The sequence below is a fragment of the Pseudomonas sp. Pseusp9 genome (genome assembly GCF_059491265.1).
In genome coordinates this window covers 3,391,742-3,411,925 of sequence record NZ_CP168500.1, presented here as the reverse complement: position 1 = coordinate 3,411,925, position 20,184 = coordinate 3,391,742, and the positions used below count along the sequence as shown (strand labels likewise).

Sequence of the window (20,184 nt, the reverse complement as noted above, 5' to 3'; positions counted from 1 at the left end):
GCGAGACTCCCTCAATAGAACAACGGGGCCAGCCACGGAACGGCCAGCAGACCGAGTAGTAGCCCAGTGACGATCCAGAACACGATGCGCTGATGTGTAATCGTGCGCGGATTGGTGCAGTTCGTGTCCGCAGCGCAGACCTTTGGCGCCAGGTAAAGCTTGCGAAAGGCCAGCCCGAGAAACAGCAGCGTCAGGCCGATGAAGAATGGCCGGTATGCCTCCATCGCCGTCAGGCTACCGATCCATGTACCGCTGACGCCAAGCGCCAACAGTACCAGTGGCCCGACACAACATACCGACGCACTAATAGCGGCCAATGCGCCTGCGATCAGCGAGCCTTTGCCAATTTGCTGGGCCACCGTCTTCTCCATTGAACCGATCTAACCTAGGGTCACTTTACACTCCGTACCCGAGTACAGAATCAAGGGGGGGGGTGATGGCAACAGGGCTGAGTATCGGCAAGTTGGCGGCAGCTGCCGGGGTGAACATCGAGACTGTTCGTTATTACCGCGACGCGGCTTGCTAGATGAGGTGCCAAAGCCGCTCAGCGGTTATCGGCGCTATCTACCGGAGCAGGTCAAACGGCTGCGCTTCATCAAGAGGGCGCAGGCGCAGGGGTTCACGCTGGATGAGGTGGGCACACGGCTGACACTGGATGCGGCCTGCACTTGTCGCGAAACTCGGGCACTGGCCGTGCGCAAGCTGGCCCTGATCGAGCAAAAGATGGCCGACCTTGCCGCAATGCGGCAGGCACTGGGTGGACTGGTGCACAAATGCGATGCAGGCGACGGCGGGGCCGTTTGCCCGATCATCGATGTGCTGAACAGGGAGTGATGCCTGGTTGCCGGGCATCATTCATAGGCGTCAAGCCAGCACCGCGTGCTGTGTAGGCATAAGGCTGCTTGCTAGCGGTCAGAAATGACCGCTTCAGCCGACAGTTGCCCTTCGTAAGAGGCTGCATCCGACCCAGGCTGTGTGAAAACGCCTGCAATTGTCTAACCTTTTGATCGTCGAGATCGTGGCGGGGACGATCATGAAGCGATTCATCGAAGGTGAGGCTCGGGCGCAAGTCACCTTGCTGCCGGAGTGCCTGGACGATTACGTTGCCGAAGAAAATCCAGTGCGAGTGGTCGACGTTTTCGTCGATGAGCTCGATCTGGGTGCACTTGGGTTTGAAGGTGTTGACCCTGCTGCAACGGGGCGTCCGGCCTACCATCCCGCGATCTTGCTGAAGATCTATATCTACGGCTATCTCAATCGGATTCAGTCCAGTCGCCGGCTTCAACGTGAGGCCGAGCGCAACGTCGAGTTGATGTGGCTGACGGGGCGTTTGGCTCCTGACTTCAAAACCATCGCCGACTTTCGCAAAGACAACGGCAAAGCTATTCGCAGCGTCTGCCGGCAATTCGTGGTGCTTTGTCGCAACCTTAATCTCTTCTCTCAGTCGATCATCGCCATCGATGGCAGCAAGTTCAAAGCCGTCAACAATCGTGACCGTAACTTCACCCAAGGCAAAGTGAAGGCACGCATGCAGCAGATCGAACAGAGCATTGACCGTTATCTGTCGGCGATGGATTCGGCGGATCGGGCAACGCCCGAAGTGGCCGAGGCCAAGGCCGAGCGACTGAAAGAAAAAATCGAAACGCTGAAACAGCAGATGCAGAAACTCAAGGAAATCGAGGCGCAGCTCCACGACAGTCCAGACCAGCAGATTTCCCTTACCGACCCAGATGCGCGCTCAATGGCCACGAGCGGCCGAGGCACCGGAACGGTTGGCTATAACGTCCAAACAGCTGTCGACGACAAGCACCATTTGATCATTGCCCATGAGGTGACCAACGTTGGTAATGATCGTGGGCAACTGAGCAATATGGCGAACCAGGCGCGTGAAGAAATCGAGGCTGAATCGCTAACGGTGGTGGCCGACCGAGGCCATTACAAAAGTCTGGAAATCCTTGCCTGCGAGCAGGCTGGCATCACCACCTTCGTACCGAAACCCCTGACATCGGGCAGCAAAGCCGAAGGTCGATTTGGCAAGCAGGACTTCATCTACGTTGCTGCTTCGGACACGTATCGATGCCCTGCGGGACAGTTACTGACTCGGCGGCATTCTTCGGTAGAAGACGGCATGCTACTGCATTGTTACTACTTCTCCGGCTGCCAGTCCTGCGCGATGCACAAGCAATGTACGACGGGTAAGGAGCGCCGGGTAAAGCGCTGGGAACATGAAGCCGTAGTCGATGCGATGCAGGTACGACTGGAAAATGATCCAACGATGATGAGGCGTCGCCGACAGACCGTTGAGCATCCTTTTGGAACGCTCAAATACTGGATGGGAAGTACCCACTTCCTGACCAAAACCCTACCAAGGGTAACCAGGAGCGCCTTCAAGACGTACTTCGGAGCGGGAATCCACGACTGCGCTATAGACATGCAGCTGTCCTACAAAGTCATCCGGCGCTTGGAGTTCCGAAACGAATGGATCATAGGTTCAGGGACGTACGACTTACACCAATCTGACGTGGATGCTCGGTATTCAGATTCGAACAGACGGCGTCTGCTTCCCCCCTGATCTTGAACACACCGTGCTTGCTAGCAGAGCCTCCCTCGACGAGATCTACAACTCGATATTGCTTGATGCCATCATCCATTCTGGTTGTTTCGATGACCCTGAATCTTGAATGCATGGTGCGTTCCCTGCTGAAACTGGTGCCTTAGGAGTACCGGTATGACTCCATGATTTCAACGATTATGCAGAACTGAGCTGAGACAATTTATGACAGGGCGCAATGATTCTCTGCGTGAGGACAGAGACTTCGCGGGAGGTGGGAGGGGTAGGTTGTGTTCAAATCATTGTGTGTGTGCGAGTCATCGCTTGCCTATAGGCGGCGTTGCACAAGATCGTGTGCAACGGCCCATCAAAAACTCATGCATTTGCTGATTGAAGGTATTCGGCTTGCGGAAGCAGTTAGGGGAAGAGCTTGAATGCGCTACCATCATAGCGTTGCTCTGGAGTTAAGCTTCGGGTATCCAGCCCGTACGTACGTAGTAGCCAGCGCGAGTTGCCACCTGTTTCGCCGCCTACCATGCCACGGCCATGTAGACCGACGCGATTGTTTACGACCAGGAGATCCCCTGGCGAGATGACAACCGAGGTGGAGCATTCAGAGCAGGCCTGCTCGAACCGTGTGACGGCCTGGGTAGCCAATTCGGAATCATAATCAGTGTCCGCAGCGCTGTGGCTGTACCGGATCCAGTACCCATCGTCGCCTTCGAAAAGCAGCTGAATACCTGCCATCGCGTCCAGTAAGGGGCTGTCCTTGCCGAAGAGTTTGCGCAGTCCACGCTTGAAGGTTTTCTGCGGACGAATTACGTACTGAGGTTTTGTCAGCTCGTTGATCTCGTCATAGGTCAACTGCTGCAAAACAGCCGACAGGGGCATGACCGTTGTTGTGACCTCATCGGGATTGCGAAGGCCGCTCAGGCAAACGAAATCTGGCGACGGCGCAACGCGCTCGTCAAACTCATGCAATTGGCCGCGAATCGGGAATGTAACCCCGTCGGTATGGCCACGCATGTCGGCCTTGGACTTGTCCGCAAAATCATCATCGCCAGGCAGCACGACCAGATTTACAAACAGATGGCCCTCATTTTCGGAACCATAGGAGATGGTGTCCGAGTTAAGCGCAGCAAGGCAGGCCACTGCACAAGCCCGCGCTGTTACCGTGGTGGCTACGTCAGGTACAGGAATGAAGGCAGTTGGCGTTTCTGGCAGCTCATGGATATCGAACACTTCCTTCAAATGAATCAGGGGATTCATCCAGGCATGGCGTTGGATATCTGCCAGCGTCACGTCGACGTTGGCCAGCGCTGACTCGATCGCTGGCAACAGGCTTGCGCCAAGCTCCACAGGATTGTCGAGCGCAGAGAGGCAAAATTCGAGCGGATTATCGTGCATCCAACGGCTGACTGAGCCATGGATAGCCCTGGAAAAATGAGCGTCGATCAATTGTGTCCCTGCAAGCTCAAGTGATATAAAGATGATATACGAACGCCTAACGGCGTGTCATTGCTTCCTACACGATGGCCAAAGTCTACCATGAAACGTAATGTCAATTTGACGTCCTCCCCGCTCAGAGCATGGGCAGATTACCTTGCGTGGGTGTCTACAACGGGGGATTTTCAGGTAGTGGCAGGAGTTCATCAGTGCACGGTCGCATTGCCGGACGGCCATCTGCTTCAGGTGCAGGCGCCTTCCCCAGACCTGCTCGCCAGGAAGGTCATGGCGGAACTTTCGTCCAACCTCGTCGTTCCTCCACTCGTGGCTTCTGCGGCAGAACCATTGAGTGTTCCATCTGTCCAGGATGTGTCGCCAAAGGAGGTGTCTATGCGTAGTCATTACGAACCCGCTTTGCCTCGTGCATCGCAGGCTTCACGATCAGCGCCCGTGACCAGCATCAAGGGGGCTCTGCAGACGGTCGGCGTTTACGTACCTGTATCGATGCACGAAACGCTCAAGGAGCTCGCTGAGGGGCAGAACAAGAAGTTTTCGGTTCTCGTCCGCGAGTTGGTCGAAAGCGGCTATGACCGTTTTGAGGATGCCATCGAGGAACGTAGCGGGAGGAAGGTTCTCGACGGCTATGAGCAAAAAGTGGCGAGCTACAGCGGTGAGTTCTATCAATGGATGGCCAGGCTCGACCGTAAGCTCAGCCTTGAGCTCAAGTTGACCGCCAAAGAGTACGGGCGGTCGACTTCACAGATCGTTGGCGGCCTTTTAGCCGAGGAGCTCTCACATTGCTTGCAGGCCCAAGGTGCAGTTGTATGTGCAGAGGTGGAAGTTGAGCGCGCTCGCGTTGCAATTGCTGGGCTTGTAGGCCCGCAAGCTGGCGAGCTGGCCGACTATCTGGGGCTGCATGGCAAGCGTCGATTGGTCAACGAGGTGCTGGGAGGTCTTGTACTCGCGCCCGGCGCATTGCTTGGCAAGATCGCCGAGTACTTCGCGGTTTCAAGGGAGGCCGTGACCCAGGCGGTAGGCCTCAATTTCAGGCAGATGCCAAGGCCTTCGTATAAAGCACCAAACGGCCAGCCTCGTGTGCTCACGGAGCCTGTTCCATGGGAGGAGGCGGTAAAGGCTCTGAGGCTATCTCGTGATGAGGAAGCCAAGCTTTTGGCAATAGGGGACTGAGATGAATCCTTTCGACCGTGCACGAATCGAAGCAATGAATGCACGGGCGAAGCTCATCGCCGCGTGCGGCAATGACTACCCTACCAGCGAGCAGCTGCTTGCAGTAGCTGAAAGCACTCTGGGGCTGGCGATTGATTGGGTCGAGCCGGATGACTATGCGCTGGGAGGCGGGGACGCTCTCATCCAGCCATGGTTGAAGACGATCCTGATTCGTAACGATGTCCGGCTGGAGGAGCGGGCTTATCTGTTGGCCCATGAACTTGGCCATTGGTATCTCGATTCTCCAAAGCCACCGCCTGGATCCACCTCAACGTCATTTATCTCCAGCGACGCAGGACAGTCGCCCGGTTCTGCCGTGGTTGATGGGTATGGCGCGTGGGAGCGCCAAGAGCTTCAGGCCAATGTCTTTGCGCGGGAGCTGCTGTTGCCCAAGTCAGTGGCAAGGGCGTTGTGGTCAAACGGATGGCGTTCCCGGCAAATCGCCACGTACTTTCAGTTGCCTCTGGAGGTCGTGCGGCAGCAACTGGCTGATGCGTTGTTGCTCCCGGATGTTGCCCCGGTACTTCCCGCTCCGACGCACCCTCCCAGCGATGCTCAGCGCCTTGCCGCTCAGGCACCGGAAAAGTATGTCAATGTAGTAGCGGGGCCAGGCACGGGTAAGACCAGGACCCTGGTGCACCGCGTGGCCCACCTGATCGCTAGTGGCGTGCCTGCCAGCAAAATCCTGGTCATGACATTCACCAACCGTGCAGCGCAGGAGCTTGTCGAGCGACTGACAGCGGCCAATGTCCCGAATGCCTCTCATATCTGGGCTGGTACGTTCCACTCATTCGGATTAGAACTGCTTCGAAAGCATCATCTCTTCGAATTAACCCCTCAGATCAAGGTTGCGGATCTGCTCCAGCAGGTCAGGATGATGGTCGACGAGCTGCCCACTCTGGAGCTCAAATATTTCTTCAGGTTGCGCAATCCGTACGATTGGCTCCCTGACGTCCTGAAGATCATTCATCGGTTGAAGGAAGAGTTGGTCTTTCCTGAAGACTACGCAGCAATCCTTCAAACACTGCCAGCCGTCGACCCGGAGGTTGCGCTGGAGCGCGACGATATCGTCACCCTGTACAAGGCCTACGAGGCTGTCCTGCGCCGGGAGGGTTGGGTCGACTATCCAGACCTGTTGGTTCGCCCCACCCTCAGAGCGCGTGACGATCGCCCGTCTGTGGCCGCCTTCCTTGAGCAGTACGACCATGTCCTCGTGGACGAGTACCAGGACGTCAACCATGTCATGGTCGAATTCGTTAAAAAGATCGGGTCGCCCCAGCGCCATCTGTGGGTCGTCGGCGACATTCGCCAAGCTATTCACCACTGGCGCGGTGCGTCGATCCAGAGTCTGCTCAAGTTCGATGAAGCGTACGTCGCAAGGGGCCAGGCAGCGTCGATCAAACGGTACAGCCTGGACATCAACCGCCGTAGCTCGCCTGAAATTCTTCGCGCCGTCGAAAGGGCTGGCACCGACCACGTACTGCAGCCCCTCGTGCCCCTCGATCCTGTCTCACCTTCTCGCTCTGCGAGCGGGGTCATGCCGGCCTTGATCCACGCGGCGAAAGATGCTCAAAGCAGCACGATCGTTGCTCAGATCGAGCAATGCCGGGTGGCCGGCCACTCCTACGGCAGCCAAGGCATCATCAGCTCCACCAACGTCCAAGTGGACAAGTTGGCTCAAGACATCGAGCGGGCCGGGATCCCTGTACTGCACATCGGCGAGTTGAGCCAACGGGCTGAAGTCAAAGAGTTCATGTGCCTGATGCAACTCCTTACCCAGCGCACGCCTGGCGCGCTCCTGGGCTTGCTCCGGCACAGCGATCTCAGTATGCCGGCCTCGGACATCACCGTACTCACGAACCTCTCCAAGCTGGGCTTCGAGTACCAGCGTGGACGCTGGCTGAAGCAACCAGTGCCGGGGCTGTCGCCCAAGGGGCTGCAGGTCATCCAAGCGTTGAATGCGTTGCTGGACACGTCGACGCGCAGCTCCCGACCTTGGGCCTTCGTGTGCGATCTGATGTTTGAAAAGGGTTTCGGACTGGGCTCGCTGACTGACCAGTCTCCGGTTGCGCAGATTCAGCGCCTAGCCCTGTGGCAATTCCTCTACGGAGTGCGCAACAGTGATGGGGCCGGTAGCCAGGCAACGCTGTCCAAGTTTCTGGTCAGGGAAGATTTCCGACGCTATATCGGCCAACGTTCGGTAGAGCGCTCGTTGCCGCCCGAGGCCGCTGCGATTGACGCGGTCAGGCTCATGACGGTTCACGGGAGCAAGGGGCTCGAATTCGACGTGGTGCACATGGCCAACGTCGAGAAGTCCCGGTTTGGTGCCGATGCGCCGCCACGGTTTGATGATGATCACCAAGCCCTGTTGCTTCCCCCTGAGGCGCTCAACAGTACGCCCCAGATGCGGGCTGAGGGCGAGGCCATCGAGCGTAACAACCTGCTGTACGTAGGCGTTTCAAGGGCGAAAGACCGGCTCAATGTCTATTGCGGCATGGATGCATCGAAGATCCCCACCCCCCTGTGTGATCCATCGATCCTCATTCCGACTCGTGGAGCCGCCAATGTGTTGGTGGCCCCGCGGCCATTGGCTCGTGTTCCAATGGCCGCGCCCGCCACGATCAGTTTCTCGGCGCTCGACGGCTTCATGTCTTGCTCCCTCCAGTATCACTACGCGCACGAGCTGAGCCTTCCGGCAGAGCAGGAACTGGACGTCTCGATCCGGGCCCGGCGATCAGTGCTGGCAGGGCTTGAGTATGTCTACCGTGATGGAGTGAAGCCTCAGGATGCCTTCTTGCAGGCGTGGGGCGAGAAGCCGTTGCCGAGCCACGCGGAAGACAAGATGCTGTCGGAGCATGCTTGGATCGCCTTTGCTCGCGGCACCTCGTTGCAGCCCGGTATTGCACAGTACGTCCCCGAAACTACGGCCAGCGTGAATGGGCAGATCATTACCATGCCCTGGATGCTTCGCGACACTAGCGGAGATTTGGTCTGGCTGCGCACAGGCATTGGACTATCAGAGGTTTCCAGAAACGTACGCCCCATTCTGGAAAACCTCGGCGGCAGTCGCTGCAACAATATGTCCATCCACTCCCTCGTCACCGGGCGCTTTGAAAACGCGGTTCCCTCTGCCAGGGCGAGCGGTACGAGCGTGTTCAAAGCGATCACGGCGTTACGGGCGGGTGAGCGTGCCGCCAGTCGAGGGAAGCACTGCAATCGGTGCGCGTATTCGACCATTTGTGACCAGAGGCCATGAGGTCTTGGTCAATGGCTTCCAGTGGTTTTCTGCTTGCGTCGCAGTTATCTGAGTTTCCCGGGGCTTCCTCCTCGGGGGGGGGAGGGGGCATCTGGTGTTTACCTCGTTAAGGGTTAGTACAGGGAGTAAAGGCGGTAATGAAAGTCCTCGCTGAGATTCTTCGTAAGCTCTATGACCAGAAAATTGCGCTGCTGAACGGTCACCGATCAAAGCAATCAACGCTAACAGGTAGCATGTACGAAGGACTGACGATCGAGCTTTTGGAAAAGATCGACCTTTCCCGCTACGGGGTAAAAGTCGTTTCCGGCGTCATCACGTCGGGGGATGAGGAGTCGGAGCAGATTGACTGCATGGTGGTGGTCGGAGAGGGGACACCGTTTCCCTGCACCCCACATTTCTCCTATCCGAAGGAACAGGTGGTGGCCGTATTTGAAGTAAAGAAGACGCTATATAGCACGGCTTTTAACAAAGCATATGGGCAGCTTGAGGAAGTATTCCAGTTGTCCAAGCGGGATTATGAGCGTCGGGAGGCGCAAGGCACCTTGGAGTTCAGTACCCGCAGGCCTGCCCAGGAGTTTCTCTCCCTCTTCGGTAAATGGCCTTGTCACTATGAGGAAAATGCCAAGCTCCCGTACAATCAGCGCGTGGTTTACCACAGCCTGGTCAGGGACAGGCTGACCCCTTTAAGTATCGCCATTGGCTACAACGGCTACAAAACTGAGAAAGGTCTGCGCGACGCGCTATACAACCTGTATCGCGACAACGAAGAAGTCAAAGGCTATGGCGTCATCAATATGCCAAACCTGATGATCAGTGAAGGGTATTCTGTCATCAAGCTCAATGGCATGCCTTACAAAGGAATCTGGAACGAAGAGGCCGAGGAGTGGTGCTGGCTTGGCTCCAGCAGTATGGATCCGATGCTGCTCATTCTTGAGCTCCTGTACGACCGTGTGGAGCTGATGCTTGGCGTAAATCTGGACAGGGGGGACGATCAAGATGAAGAGCCCTATTTCCCGCTAATTACCAGTAAACCGGTGCCTCGTCTTGGGGCGTTGCCAGGCTGGATTCACTATTTCAACGATGCGCCCATTCCAAAACCAGACCCTCAGCAGCGTATTTGGGCACCGTTGATGCTCTCGGCAACCGAGAGAGAATTTCTCAAATTGCTCTGCCAGTCCGGGCCTCAATTCGCCGGTTCTCACACGCTCGCCGCCTTCATGGGTAAGCATGGGATTGAGGACATCCACGAATCGATGCGGGCACTATTTATGGCCCGTGTTGTTCTGGACGCCAATCACGTGCTCTCCATCTGCGCGGGCCGATGGGCTGTCGCGAAGGTAAGGGGTGAGTTTTTTTGTGGGGACAACGCCGGACAACGGTTTGAGAAATGGCTGAGCAAACACACCGTTCCCATGAGGTATCCATTGACGATGTGGAACATCAGTCCTGAAGAGGTCGGGCCTCCCGCCGCTGGCCCGTACTGCACACAGATGAAATGACACAAGGGCAGTTCCAAGTATGAGCTATATAAACTTACCTCGCGATCAGCAGCGCGCCATCAGCGCTGTCGACGTCAGATCTTTGAAGACAGCAGTAGACGAGTGCCTCAGGGAGGAGCAGGTCGCGCCGATTCACGCGCTTGGCCTCAGAGAGTGCGGTGACTACGTTCGGCAGCGAGCAAAGCATTCATGAGCAGATGCTTTCAACTCCTCGCGAGCACTTTCGGGCGTGCCCCCTACACTGACTGAGATGAGCCCTGCGAGATCCAGTCGATGATTCAGTCTCCCTACGAATTGAACAAAAATATTCTGCTCGACGATACCTACGGAACCGCGCGCAAGTTGCAGGATTTCGTTCTCCACCAATATGAGAGCGGTCGGTATCCGTTTGACATCAACGAGCATATCGGTGGTTTTGACCGTCGGCACCTTCAGATTTATTCCGACCTCAAACAATGGTTTTGGGACAATGGCCCGAATCCGGTTCTCAATGAGATTGCGGAGACCATCATTGCCAGGCGCCGTGCAGATGCTCAGGCGAATTTCAACGAGCTTATCCGTCTTCGAACCATGCAGCCCGAGGCATATCCTGTCGATCCAGGCGAGTCACCAACCGACGCCCATCAATGTGCTCTAGAAAATTGCGAGATGTTTCACCGGCGATATGTAGCCGGGGGATTTTGGGACGAGTAAGTACTCCGGCCACTCACATGCTAATCGCACTGAATGTTGTGCAGGAGACACCGATTGGAGAGCAGCGGGATTTATCAATGAATCAGTCTGATATGGACTCTTCAATCCAAGAATATGAACCAATCGAAATCGAAGCTGTTGAAGCGGGCATTTGGGCAACGATAGGGTTGCCATCGCGCGGCGCCAAGCTTCATGAGCTTGTTCACCAAGGACTCCCGTTCGTGTTTTACACGCGTGTCGCTGCCATTCTTGGCATGACGGCAAATGAGCTTCGGCAGCACTTGCGCATGTCGACCTCAACGCTTGCGAGGCGAGCTTCGGTGGGGCGGCTAAGCACGGCTGAGAGCGATCAGATTTGCGCGCTTGTTACCGTACTGAATGCGGTGATTGAGCTGTTCGAGGGTGATCTTTGTGCTGCTAGGCAATGGATGAAGTCACCTGTGAGAGGGTTTAATTCAAGGGCGCCGTTGGACATGATGGCGACTAGGGTAGAGACCCAGGCTGTCATGGATCTCATTGGGCGATTTGAACATGGGATAGGGGGTTGAATGGTCACAGGAAGACCCTGAGAGCACCGTGACTGACAACCTCACCCGAAGTGCAGGTTTTGCTGGAGCACTCTTTCGATCGACTGCAGAACCAATCAAGGAAAGATGGGGATGGTTTTAGGCATCCGATCCCTTGAGGTGCGACACCAGGGCTTCTCTCAATTCCAGCAATGCCTCCCGCAGTCGGTTGTCCTCGCGTGAGTCCCCCGAGTTCGGTTTGAATTCTACGACGTGCCTGAGCAAGGCCTCGGCATCGTTGCTATTGAGGTCAAATACAATCATGTTGAGTCTCGGATTTTGGAGTATGGGCTTGTGTCAGCAGGCGAACCCGTGACTGAGTTTTTCAAGCTCGGCCTTTACGACTTCGTATCCCTCTTCAGTGCGGGCGAGCTCTAGTGGCGTGCTGCCTCCGAAGGCGATTTTCGGTTGGGTCAACCAGATGTCGGCTTTTTCTTTGTTGCCAAAGACTTGCTCGGCTTGGCGTTGGATCAGCTCAACGTAATTCATTTTGTGGCCCTTGGGTGGCTCGTCGGCGTCCTTTCAGTTTTAGCTGACGGTCGAGGTTGATGCCGGGGTCTTGGCGCAATATTCGCGAAACGCCTTTATGCCGCGTTTGATGATCAATATTGGCTTAATCATGTAGCGATAACTGATGAGCAGATTGAGCGCGATCCAGCTCATCTGGTAGGTCGAGCCATGAAATCCTCCGTGGTGCGTGCTGTTTTGCCAGAAGCCATACGCAACAAAAATAGTAAAAATGGCGACCGCTAGAGGGAGGATGCTGAGCCTTCCCAGGGAGACGGCAATGAAGGGGATCGTGACAACTGAGCGGACAGGTTCGTTGTCGAGCTGAATGGCCCATATCCGGTTGACGTTGTCCTTTCCTGGCTGGTAGGTCGCTCGAATCCGGTCGCCGGCTTTTACGTGAGCGTCGAGAACGTCCGGGATTTCGAGTTTTTCGTGCTTCTTGCCATCAATTTTCCAGTAGTGATAGCTGACCATGTCACCACCAAACCCGCGCGATCTTTCGTCGAGTCGGCCGTCTACGATTTGCATTTCCTTCATTTTGTTCCCTGTCCTTGCGCTTTGAGTGATGTCAAAACGGCATGATTTTGGCCGAATACTAAGGAACTCTTAGTATGTTGTCCAAAGAAATCTAAGAATCTCTTAGCCTTTTGCGGCGAGAGAAATGACGACGTTCAGCAAGCGTTTGAAAGAAGCACGCAAGGCAAGAGGGTTTTCTCAAGAGCGATTGGGGATTGATGCTGGGATAGAACCAGCATCGGCTTCAGCTCGGATGAATCAATATGAGAAAGGTGTTCACCAGCCAGGGGAGGGCATTGTTCAGCAGATTGCGACGGTGCTGGGTCTACCCGTGGCGTATTTTTATTGCGCAAACGACGATGAGGCTCATTTGCTGCAATGCTTTCATTGCCTGAACCAAGATGATCGTAAACAAGTGGTCGACTTGGCCGAGAGCCTTGCTTTCAGTCATTGATGCCCACCAGCTAGATTGGCAAGCACTCCACAATGCTTCAGCTCTGCTGATAGCAGCGACGTTATTCAGCTGCATGTCTGCTCATCAATTGCTTTGGAAACGCCTGGCGTCAGGTGCCAACACTATCGCGCCTCAGTGAAAGAGCAGCGAGACCAGGATTTGATCTGCCATGAGGCTCAGGTCGACCAAATGCAGCAAGAGGTAACTGTCCTGCGGCAGACGCTCATGGTTAAGCAGGAGGAGATCTCCCGTCTGATTCGGGATAACGAGCGATTCATTGCCAAGAATCGCCAGCAGGCCAAGGAAGCCTCGCAGTATCGTGACGCTCTCGAGAGCCGGCGGGGTGACCTGGGCATTGCGATTGCGGCGACTACGCCCGCAGAAGCTTGAGAGAAAATCAAGAGAGGCTGCCGAGGCCCATTTGCTCGCAATGGCAGCACAACTGAGGGAAGGGGAATTGCAGGTGCAACTCGAAAGGTCTGAAGCAGAGCTGGGAGCACTACGCACCTCGATCGAAACCAGAGGCCATTGAAAGAGCAGTACCCCCCACGTGGGGGGTGGTGGCCATACGCCAGGAGTACAAATGCACTCCTGGCATGCTTCACGCAAATGAGCTTCTCTGCGCTTCAATGTAAGGATGGTCAACCGCGATCTTCTTCCCAAGGTGCATCGGGCCCGGCAATCGGATGTACCAGTCCCAGAGGGGAGCATGGCGACATAGAAGGCCGATGCCTTCCGCCACGACGGCGTCACTCCGGAAAGCGCCGGGCCGCAGGACTACCAGCTCAGTTACGCCGAGTTGATGCCACGGCTTATCCAGCCCTTCATCTGCGCTATACCGGTTGGCATTGCGATGGGATGGTTCCTTGTTGTAGTGCCTGGATGGGGAGACAAAATAGTGAACGCGACTGTCGTCCTCTGCGCTGTAGAGACCTATGTGATTTCCGATATGCGCTGGAGAAGCAGGCGATTTTGAATAGTTGCCAGTCACAAGCGCGCTGTTCTCATCGCAACGTACTCTGACGACGGCCGCGTCATTTGGTACCGGAGGAAGATCACCGGCTGGTGTGTCCTGCAGCGCTTTGTAGATTCGAGCAAGCCCCTTGTCGAGACAGACAATCAACGGCTGCTCCAAGACACGTCGTGGTGAAAGGAAGGCTTGATTGACCAAGCGCATGACCTCCTGTTCACTGAAAAGCTTCCTGGTGCTATGGATGAGGGCAATTGCTTCGCCATAGGGATACCAATGGCCTACCGCGCCGTCCTCACTGCTCCCCCAAAAAACCTCCGCTCTTTGGCTACCGGTTTCAATACGCGTGATAACCGGCAGATGAATATATCCACCATCGTCTGAGATGCGCTCCAGGTACACCGATAGGATCATGGTATTTGATGGCAACCGCGGTGCTTCCGGCAACGGCATCGGAATCAGCCCATGCAGCCGAATGCACTCGATCAATGCGTTGAGGGCCGGATGATCTGCACCGAGCTTCCCCCTGTGCACTCTCCGGGGCTTGATGGGCGGATGGAAGATGAACTGCGTACGCACACCATGGCGAGCGAACAGATCACGCAGCTTGTGTTTGGGATCGCCCAGATTTTTCTTAGCCAGTTCTGGCGTGGTTTCGACGATGACCACTCGTGCCGAAGTACGCTGGATTTCGGGAAGTACCTCCGATTTGAACCACGCCTCCATCTTGGCATCGCTCTCACAAGGCTGGAGCAGATGCGTTGCCGTGTCAGACGCCGAGAGGCGTTTCAGCTCAAAAGTTGGGGGCTTAACCTGCTTAAACAGCTTGGCCTGAGGCGCAAGATCTTTAGAGGCCTCATGAAGACGCATGACAAGATCAGCAGACGAAGCAAACACCATGACCGGCAGGGCTGGCAAAGTAGATTCACTGGCTATCCGTTTTTGCCGGAAGCTCGAAACTACCCGTTCTGCGAGCATTGGCTCGGTGCCCGGTACGCACTCGGTGAGGTGAAAGCTAGCTTCATCATAGAACAGTGGGCCGGCGCCGGCCCCAATCGCCGCGTTGGAGGGGGTAGTCGCAAAAATGGGACGGATGTTGCTATCTGTGGGGATGTCTCCCTCAACGATGGCGGGCAGGGGATCAAACCCAAGGTAGCCCAGGATGCGGCTAGTGGGGTGTACGTATTGAGTCTCCCACTTTCCATCAACAGCAGGGGGCGTCTTGACTCTGCAGCAGACGATCCCGTTATTCGAACTCACCCAAGCGTGTAGCTTTTTCCCCACCCAGTTAGGCATCACTCGATTGATGTGCACCCTCAGATCGAGGTAAGGCTTTTGGTGCCCGGGAAGCATGGACAGCTTCAGATCGAGCGTATGGTGGGCGATCTCTCCATGCTCGACCGCCAATATGGGGGTATCCCATGTCAGAAGCGTCATCCCGTCTCTGTTGTGCCGATAATCCGCCGTCTCAAACAATTTCACCGGCGCGCCTGGCTGGGTTTTCATGAGCTTGGCTGCCATGCGCTGCCCCACGAGCCATGGTATGACAGCATAGGCACCGCCCTTGGTGGCATTCGGTGTGAAGAGCGTCTTGGCTTCCAGAGGAATCAGCTCTTTGACCACGAGGCGTTTGGCAACACCAGGGAGGCTATGGCGGTAGGATTTCAGCACTTCTTCCCCCCACATCTCCAGCGCTTCGTTGAGTATGGAGAGGGGGATCTCATTGAGCATGAGAAACGCTGCAGCATCTGTCCGTGGCGATGGCCTGGGATCAGCTTTCACCGGCCCCCTGGATATCACGGCAAGCAGTTCTTGCAAGCCTCGAGTCGGGAGATTCCTATCCTTGAACGGGGCCACCGCTTCGATCGCTCGCCAGGCGTCGTAGAACTCTGGATCAACCACGGATTGGTAGACATGCCCCAGCTGAGCGGGATCGAACCGGAACAAGTTTGTACGAAGTTGCCTTGTGCTCATTGACGCATGCTCCCCTTATCGAATGTATTGCTCCATTGCCCCCGCCATGCCTGCGTGCTCCTGGCGGAAGTCGTCCCATTCCCTGTCTTTCTTCATATGCTGGATACTAGCTTTCAGCAAGTCAGCCCAGGATGTCTTGCCATCGACAAACGCCGCATCACCAAAATAGCAAGTGATCGGCGTTTCACCGCGGCGCCCCCTCCCTGCCAACTGCGCCAGGTCGACCAGGATGTTCATGATTGTGAAATGGCGGATGTTCTCGGGCTGGCTGGAGAAATTGGGCAAGGCATACCGAATCGCATTTAGATTGCGATAGGACAGCGACCTGGAGGCAGCCATGGCCTCGCCCGGCGTCTTGTAAAAACCTAGGCTTTTACTGTTGTCATACGCCACATGAGCCAAGGTGTCAGAGGGATTGTCGGAAGGCGGGAGAGGGCGCACGCAGACGATGATGGCGCCGATGGCGGAGCGGCCGTTTGGGTGAACAATGTTATGGCCACGTGCAATCGGTGATAGCGAGCTCACTAGGATGCGCTTTGCCTGATGCTCTCCGGTCAGCAGCTCTGGCAAGTCATGATGGTGCATCGCAAACCCTACCGGCATATCCGATGCCCGGGCAGCGGCACGCTTGCCCCGAACCCATAACACTTGTTCGCTTAGACGCCCCAGCTCCTCTGGCGGTTCTAGCTTGCTAAATTCGTGACGCAGAGCTATCGCCAGCACCTCGGCATCCGAATCGCTGTTAGTCACCAGGACAAAACGGCCCCGGGTAGCATCCTCCTTCAATTGAGCCTGCAACATTGGCGGCAGACACAAGGCAAGCTCTTTAGCCAGGAGCCTCAGCTGGCGCTTTCGCATCAGAGGGCGACTTCCGGATATCTGAGCTGTCGTTGGCAAGTTACAAAAGGAAATCTGTCCCGAGGCATCAGGCACATCGATAAGATCGCTTGCAGGCAGGTCGTAGCGGCTCGCTCCTGGGAAATGCGCGGTGGCCGAAAGCCCTATGAAAACGCGATGAACATTCGAAAATGCCAGGGAAGTGAGGTTCGGTAGGAATTGCAAAGTGGCGTGCGGGTCACCCTTCAGCGTTTCGACATGCAGGGTTGCTGGGCCATGATCTCCCACCTGGTATTTGAATCCGCAGATGGGATGCTGAAGCGGCCCGTTTCGAACAAGCGTTATCGGGGGCGTTCCCTCCAACGCATTTTCGACCTCGCGTGCGTTAGGAATGTCAGCCCAAAGCAAATCGCGCATGTGGCGGTGGAGTATGGCTATCTGCTCCTGGATAAGGCCCAGAACCCCGCGGAGGATCAACGCAGCCTTCAGATCTCCTGATTTGGTTCCCACTTTGCGAATGTGTCCCGCATCAGATAGCCGCTTGAGGATATTGGTGAGCTGATGGATCACATCCGCTGGTGCTCGGGCTTCCTTGATGCCCCAGTACGTCAGATTGTCATGTAAGTCATGGAGTTCTTCTGGCACGGATCGATCGTTCAGATGGTACAGAGCCTCGAGAATGGTCGGGTCGACCTGCAGCGTATGCTGCAACATGCGGTCTTCGGACTGAGGCCATCTCATGCCATGGCTAGGCCAACGAAAATGCCTTTCATCACACAAGTCGAGGATTTCATCTGGGGTTTGCGCAGTGAAAGTCAACGCCCACTTCAAGACGTTGAACTTGCTCTGTTTCATCCCTTGAACGCCGGAACGACTATCGATCTCTGTCCGCAGGCGAGCAAGAGGGGTGTCGTGGCGTTTGCCTCCCAGCTCCAGGTTTGTGGTGCAGTTCTGGATCGTACGACTGAGCAACCCATCGATCTCATCCACCAGAAAGATTGATTTCGTCCGAAGCAATAGCTCCAGATAGCTGCGCCTTGTACCCAGGCGGTCGCTGTCCTCAAGTGGGATGCTGGTCGCGGCCGCAAGCAGCGCATCGTGATTCACCACCACGATGTCGGCTTTCAGTGCGCCGGCGAGCATCGCGGTCTTGCCACATTTGAAGAGGAATGGGCAGTGCGTAATTTTCGAAATGCGCTCTTTGCCCAGACCTGTCGATTCCACCAATCGAAGGCGAAAACAAGGCTCGTCGGAGGAGGGGATCGGTACGCTGTCGCTGGCATACCCCTGCAGCAGACAGATGTGCTCATAGGGTTCGGACTGACCTCCGGCCTCGAACTGCCGTGCAGCGATTTCAGCCAGGCGACGCTCCCCATGCAGAGGAGCCACCGTCAGGTGCGGTGCGACAATACTTAGCGATTTTTTCAGCTCGGCGGTCAATCCCTCGACCTCTAGCAATCCAGGCACCGCGAGTACGACAGGTTCTCCTCGGCAAGCAGCATCGATGGCCATCATGACCACCAATACCGTCTTGCCTGAGCCGGTAGGTGCATTGACCCGATAAAAAGTTCCCGCAGCCGCCGCTATGTTCCGCTCGCGGCGCAGGATGTTCTGCAAGCTCTTCAGATGGCTCCCGTGTGAGAGCGGCGAAGCATCCAGTTGCTCAGCGATGTCTTTGAGCGCCGCGTAACTCCAGCGAGCCTCGTGAGCTTCCGGTCGACCAGAAATCGGAAGTGTTTGGCCGGAGGGCGGCAACGCTGAAAGATCGCTTTCCTCGAACGAATAGTACTGATAACGCTCCCCGAACTTAGCCTGCAGGTCGAATCCCCTGTCGTCAGGAATCTTCTTACGGGTGGGTGCTTGGTGCCGGCGAACAATTTGTAGGTAATCCTGGATCAGATCCCTGACGTCCAAAGCTTGAATCAGTTGGTAACGGTGGTCGAATTTGAGTTTGACCAAGTCTGGCTCGCCGACCAAAGAGAAGTAGCTGTGAGGCTGGAGCATCAGGCTTTGGGCGGTGTATAGAAACGCCCGCGGTTCCGTAATTTCCGGATGTACGAAGCGCAGCGCAATGGCTAGGGACGTCTGCTCCTCCCTCGTCAGGCCTTGAAGTTCTCCCCAGTGAGCCAATTGGCCTGAAGCCAACGCCGCTGCATCTCCAATGGTGGGTGTATTGCTCACACAGCGGCACGCCATGGCCAAAAAGAGGATGCAGCCGGCCTCGACACGATCACGCTCTGTGCTTGAGTTCATTGAGGCAACTACTGTAGGTATGGATGTACGGCCCCAAGCGCTCTCTCAGGGCGGACAGTGAGCGTGCCTGGTAGTCGGGAATGACAATCCAACGGTTTGGCCCACGACTGCCAGGCTGCAGGTGGGCTTCAAGGGCCTCGGGGTAGCGCCACACCTTGGCGTCCAGATCCAAGGGCATGCCACCGATGTCGATGCGCACATCCGCCTCATCGACATCCGGCCACAGCGTTGGAAGAAAGCCCATCGCGCGCAGACCTTTGGCGAGCTGGATCTCCAGCAAGCCAGGCAGCAAAGCGAACTTCCAGTAGGCATCTTGCAGCACCAAGGTCTCATCGTTGACAACCAAGCCCTCCAAGCTATTACCATCCAACCGGTTGATGACCCGGCGGCGATGTAGGTCGAAGATGCTTCCAGCGTGCTCGCACCACTGCGAGGGGCACGCTATGAGGGATTGCGTGATCGTCATCGGCCAATGGCAAGAAGGGCAAAGGTACATCTTGCCGGCGAGCACCTCATGGCGTTCCGGTTGCCTGTAGAGGTCTTCCACGGAAAGGTCTAGAGGCTGAAACAACACACGAAGTGGGTGGCGGGTCGTTTTGCCATTCAGCACCAGGAACTTCCGGAAGCTACGGTACAGCTCATCGCCTTCAGGGATTGCCCTACAAATATCCCTCACGCGACGAATCAACTGCTGGGTCTGATCGTACTGCTCCCGGGCATTAAACTCCAAAAGGAGCTCTGTGCACGTGCGGGTGGGGGCATTGGAGGGGGCGAGGAGCACACCGGTGAGTTCCCCACGGATCTCATCTGGCAGCCATGCCTCAAGGGGGCGCCGGAAATTGGCTTCCAGCTCTTGTGCCGTCATCACGACATGGTCTGGGTGCAATCGGTATAGGTGGGCGCTGACCTGCCTGAGTAGCTCGAATCCGTCAACACGATTGCGCGCGCACTTGGACGCTGCGTCAGCAAGCCGCCACAGGAGATTTCTCCGGTACGCTTCTCTATCCAAGTGATGATGCTCCTGTAATCCCAGGAGTCGCTAGCGCCCCGCTAATCGCTTGGACAGAAGCCCATGCACCCGCGACGATTGAGGCCTGTTGTTCAATACTGGCTCATTCATTCGATTTTGCCAGATATTGACTAAGCCATAGGGCGTGATGACTGCACAGCACGGTACCCCGCCAGAGCTCCCTTGCTGAAGGACAGAGGAGGGCGTCTGTGCTGGCCTATTGATTCAGCGTTCCGGGACTTCACTCCTGCCTCACGAGGAGGGCTTGCTCAAGCGTGACGGCTAGCGCCTCCAAGGCATCGGCCAGCCGGGCATCCTCGCGGGCGTCACCGCTAGTAGGAACAAACTCTTGGCAGTGGCGCAGCAGCGCGTCGCGGTCGTTATGGTTCAGATCCAGTTGAATGTGCATGTTTACCCTGCAGA

At 56.2% G+C, this 20,184-nt stretch carries 16 protein-coding genes and 2 pseudogenes; 9 read left to right on the top strand and 9 right to left on the bottom strand.

The window, feature by feature from the left end; translation table 11 throughout:
* Positions 1-11 precede the first annotated feature (11 nt).
* The gene (locus ACEN8E_RS15285; RefSeq protein ID WP_495588799.1) at positions 12-359 is read right to left on the bottom strand and encodes a mercuric transporter MerT family protein; all 348 of its coding nucleotides are present in this window, start codon (positions 357-359) and stop codon (positions 12-14) included.
* A gap of 77 nt (positions 360-436) precedes the next feature.
* On the opposite strand from ACEN8E_RS15285, the pseudogene ACEN8E_RS15280 reads away from it, so the two are divergent.
* Both ACEN8E_RS15280 and ACEN8E_RS15275 read left to right on the top strand, forming a co-directional pair.
* Positions 437-834 (top strand): annotated as a pseudogene (locus ACEN8E_RS15280) (MerR family transcriptional regulator).
* Positions 835-1,033: 199 nt separating this feature from the next.
* Positions 1,034-2,377: pseudogene (locus ACEN8E_RS15275) on the top strand (IS1182 family transposase); the annotation flags it as partial.
* A gap of 591 nt (positions 2,378-2,968) precedes the next feature.
* Here ACEN8E_RS15275 and ACEN8E_RS15270 read toward each other — a convergent pair.
* Positions 2,969-4,009 carry a TauD/TfdA family dioxygenase gene (locus ACEN8E_RS15270; RefSeq protein WP_495588798.1) on the bottom strand — a complete coding sequence of 347 codons (1,041 nt, stop codon included), beginning with the start codon at positions 4,007-4,009 and terminating at the stop codon, positions 2,969-2,971.
* 90 nt (positions 4,010-4,099) lie between these two features.
* Between ACEN8E_RS15270 and ACEN8E_RS15265 the strand changes: the two genes are divergently transcribed.
* The 5 genes from ACEN8E_RS15265 to ACEN8E_RS15245 all read left to right on the top strand — a co-directional run bounded on the left by ACEN8E_RS15265 (position 4,100) and on the right by ACEN8E_RS15245 (position 11,220).
* Entirely contained in the window at positions 4,100-5,185 is a 1,086-nt protein-coding gene (locus ACEN8E_RS15265; RefSeq protein WP_495588797.1) for a hypothetical protein, read from the top strand.
* Between the two features lies 1 nt (position 5,186).
* A complete protein-coding gene (locus ACEN8E_RS15260) occupies positions 5,187-8,480 on the top strand; it encodes a UvrD-helicase domain-containing protein (RefSeq protein WP_495588796.1) in 3,294 nt (1,097 codons plus the stop codon).
* Between the two features lie 137 nt (positions 8,481-8,617).
* Positions 8,618-9,979 (top strand): DUF6602 domain-containing protein, encoded by a 1,362-nt coding sequence (locus ACEN8E_RS15255; protein WP_495588795.1) that lies wholly within the window; start codon positions 8,618-8,620, stop codon positions 9,977-9,979.
* A gap of 273 nt (positions 9,980-10,252) precedes the next feature.
* Positions 10,253-10,672, top strand: coding sequence for a hypothetical protein (locus tag ACEN8E_RS15250; RefSeq protein ID WP_495588794.1), 420 nt, complete (start codon positions 10,253-10,255; stop codon positions 10,670-10,672).
* Positions 10,673-10,749: 77 nt separating this feature from the next.
* Positions 10,750-11,220, top strand: a complete 471-nt coding sequence (locus tag ACEN8E_RS15245) for an Xre family toxin-antitoxin system antitoxin (protein ID WP_495588793.1) — start codon at positions 10,750-10,752, stop codon at positions 11,218-11,220.
* A gap of 117 nt (positions 11,221-11,337) precedes the next feature.
* Here ACEN8E_RS15245 and ACEN8E_RS15240 read toward each other — a convergent pair whose 3' ends face one another.
* The 3 genes from ACEN8E_RS15240 to ACEN8E_RS15230 are packed head-to-tail and all read right to left on the bottom strand — an operon-like array spanning position 11,338 to position 12,285.
* Complete coding sequence (locus ACEN8E_RS15240; RefSeq protein WP_495588792.1) at positions 11,338-11,502, bottom strand: hypothetical protein; 165 nt, start codon at positions 11,500-11,502, stop codon at positions 11,338-11,340.
* A 33-nt stretch (positions 11,503-11,535) separates the two neighbouring features.
* The gene (locus ACEN8E_RS15235) at positions 11,536-11,727 is read right to left on the bottom strand and encodes an antitoxin Xre/MbcA/ParS toxin-binding domain-containing protein (RefSeq protein WP_495588791.1); all 192 of its coding nucleotides are present in this window, start codon (positions 11,725-11,727) and stop codon (positions 11,536-11,538) included.
* A 39-nt stretch (positions 11,728-11,766) separates the two neighbouring features.
* Entirely contained in the window at positions 11,767-12,285 is a 519-nt protein-coding gene (locus tag ACEN8E_RS15230; protein WP_495588790.1) for a hypothetical protein, read from the bottom strand.
* A gap of 124 nt (positions 12,286-12,409) precedes the next feature.
* Here ACEN8E_RS15230 and ACEN8E_RS15225 point away from each other — a divergent pair, with 124 nt between their 5' ends.
* Together ACEN8E_RS15225 and ACEN8E_RS15220 are read left to right on the top strand one after the other, a co-directional pair.
* Positions 12,410-12,718, top strand: coding sequence for a helix-turn-helix domain-containing protein (locus ACEN8E_RS15225; RefSeq protein WP_495588789.1), 309 nt, complete (start codon positions 12,410-12,412; stop codon positions 12,716-12,718).
* A gap of 189 nt (positions 12,719-12,907) precedes the next feature.
* Complete coding sequence (locus tag ACEN8E_RS15220; RefSeq protein WP_495588788.1) at positions 12,908-13,108, top strand: hypothetical protein; 201 nt, start codon at positions 12,908-12,910, stop codon at positions 13,106-13,108.
* A gap of 211 nt (positions 13,109-13,319) precedes the next feature.
* Here the strand turns inward: ACEN8E_RS15220 and ACEN8E_RS15215 are convergent, their stop codons facing one another.
* The 4 genes from ACEN8E_RS15215 to ACEN8E_RS15200 all read right to left on the bottom strand — a co-directional run bounded on the left by ACEN8E_RS15215 (position 13,320) and on the right by ACEN8E_RS15200 (position 20,170).
* Positions 13,320-15,662, bottom strand: coding sequence for an RNaseH domain-containing protein (locus tag ACEN8E_RS15215; RefSeq protein ID WP_495588787.1), 2,343 nt, complete (start codon positions 15,660-15,662; stop codon positions 13,320-13,322).
* A gap of 15 nt (positions 15,663-15,677) precedes the next feature.
* Positions 15,678-18,752, bottom strand: a complete 3,075-nt coding sequence (locus tag ACEN8E_RS15210; protein WP_495588786.1) for a hypothetical protein — start codon at positions 18,750-18,752, stop codon at positions 15,678-15,680.
* Positions 18,730-19,617 carry a restriction endonuclease-related protein gene (locus ACEN8E_RS15205; protein WP_495588785.1) on the bottom strand — a complete coding sequence of 296 codons (888 nt, stop codon included), beginning with the start codon at positions 19,615-19,617 and terminating at the stop codon, positions 18,730-18,732. The genes ACEN8E_RS15210 and ACEN8E_RS15205 overlap by 23 nt, the downstream gene beginning before the upstream one ends.
* 385 nt (positions 19,618-20,002) lie before the next feature.
* Positions 20,003-20,170, bottom strand: a complete 168-nt coding sequence (locus ACEN8E_RS15200) for a hypothetical protein (protein ID WP_495588784.1) — start codon at positions 20,168-20,170, stop codon at positions 20,003-20,005.
* Between the last annotated feature and the right edge of the window lie 14 nt (positions 20,171-20,184).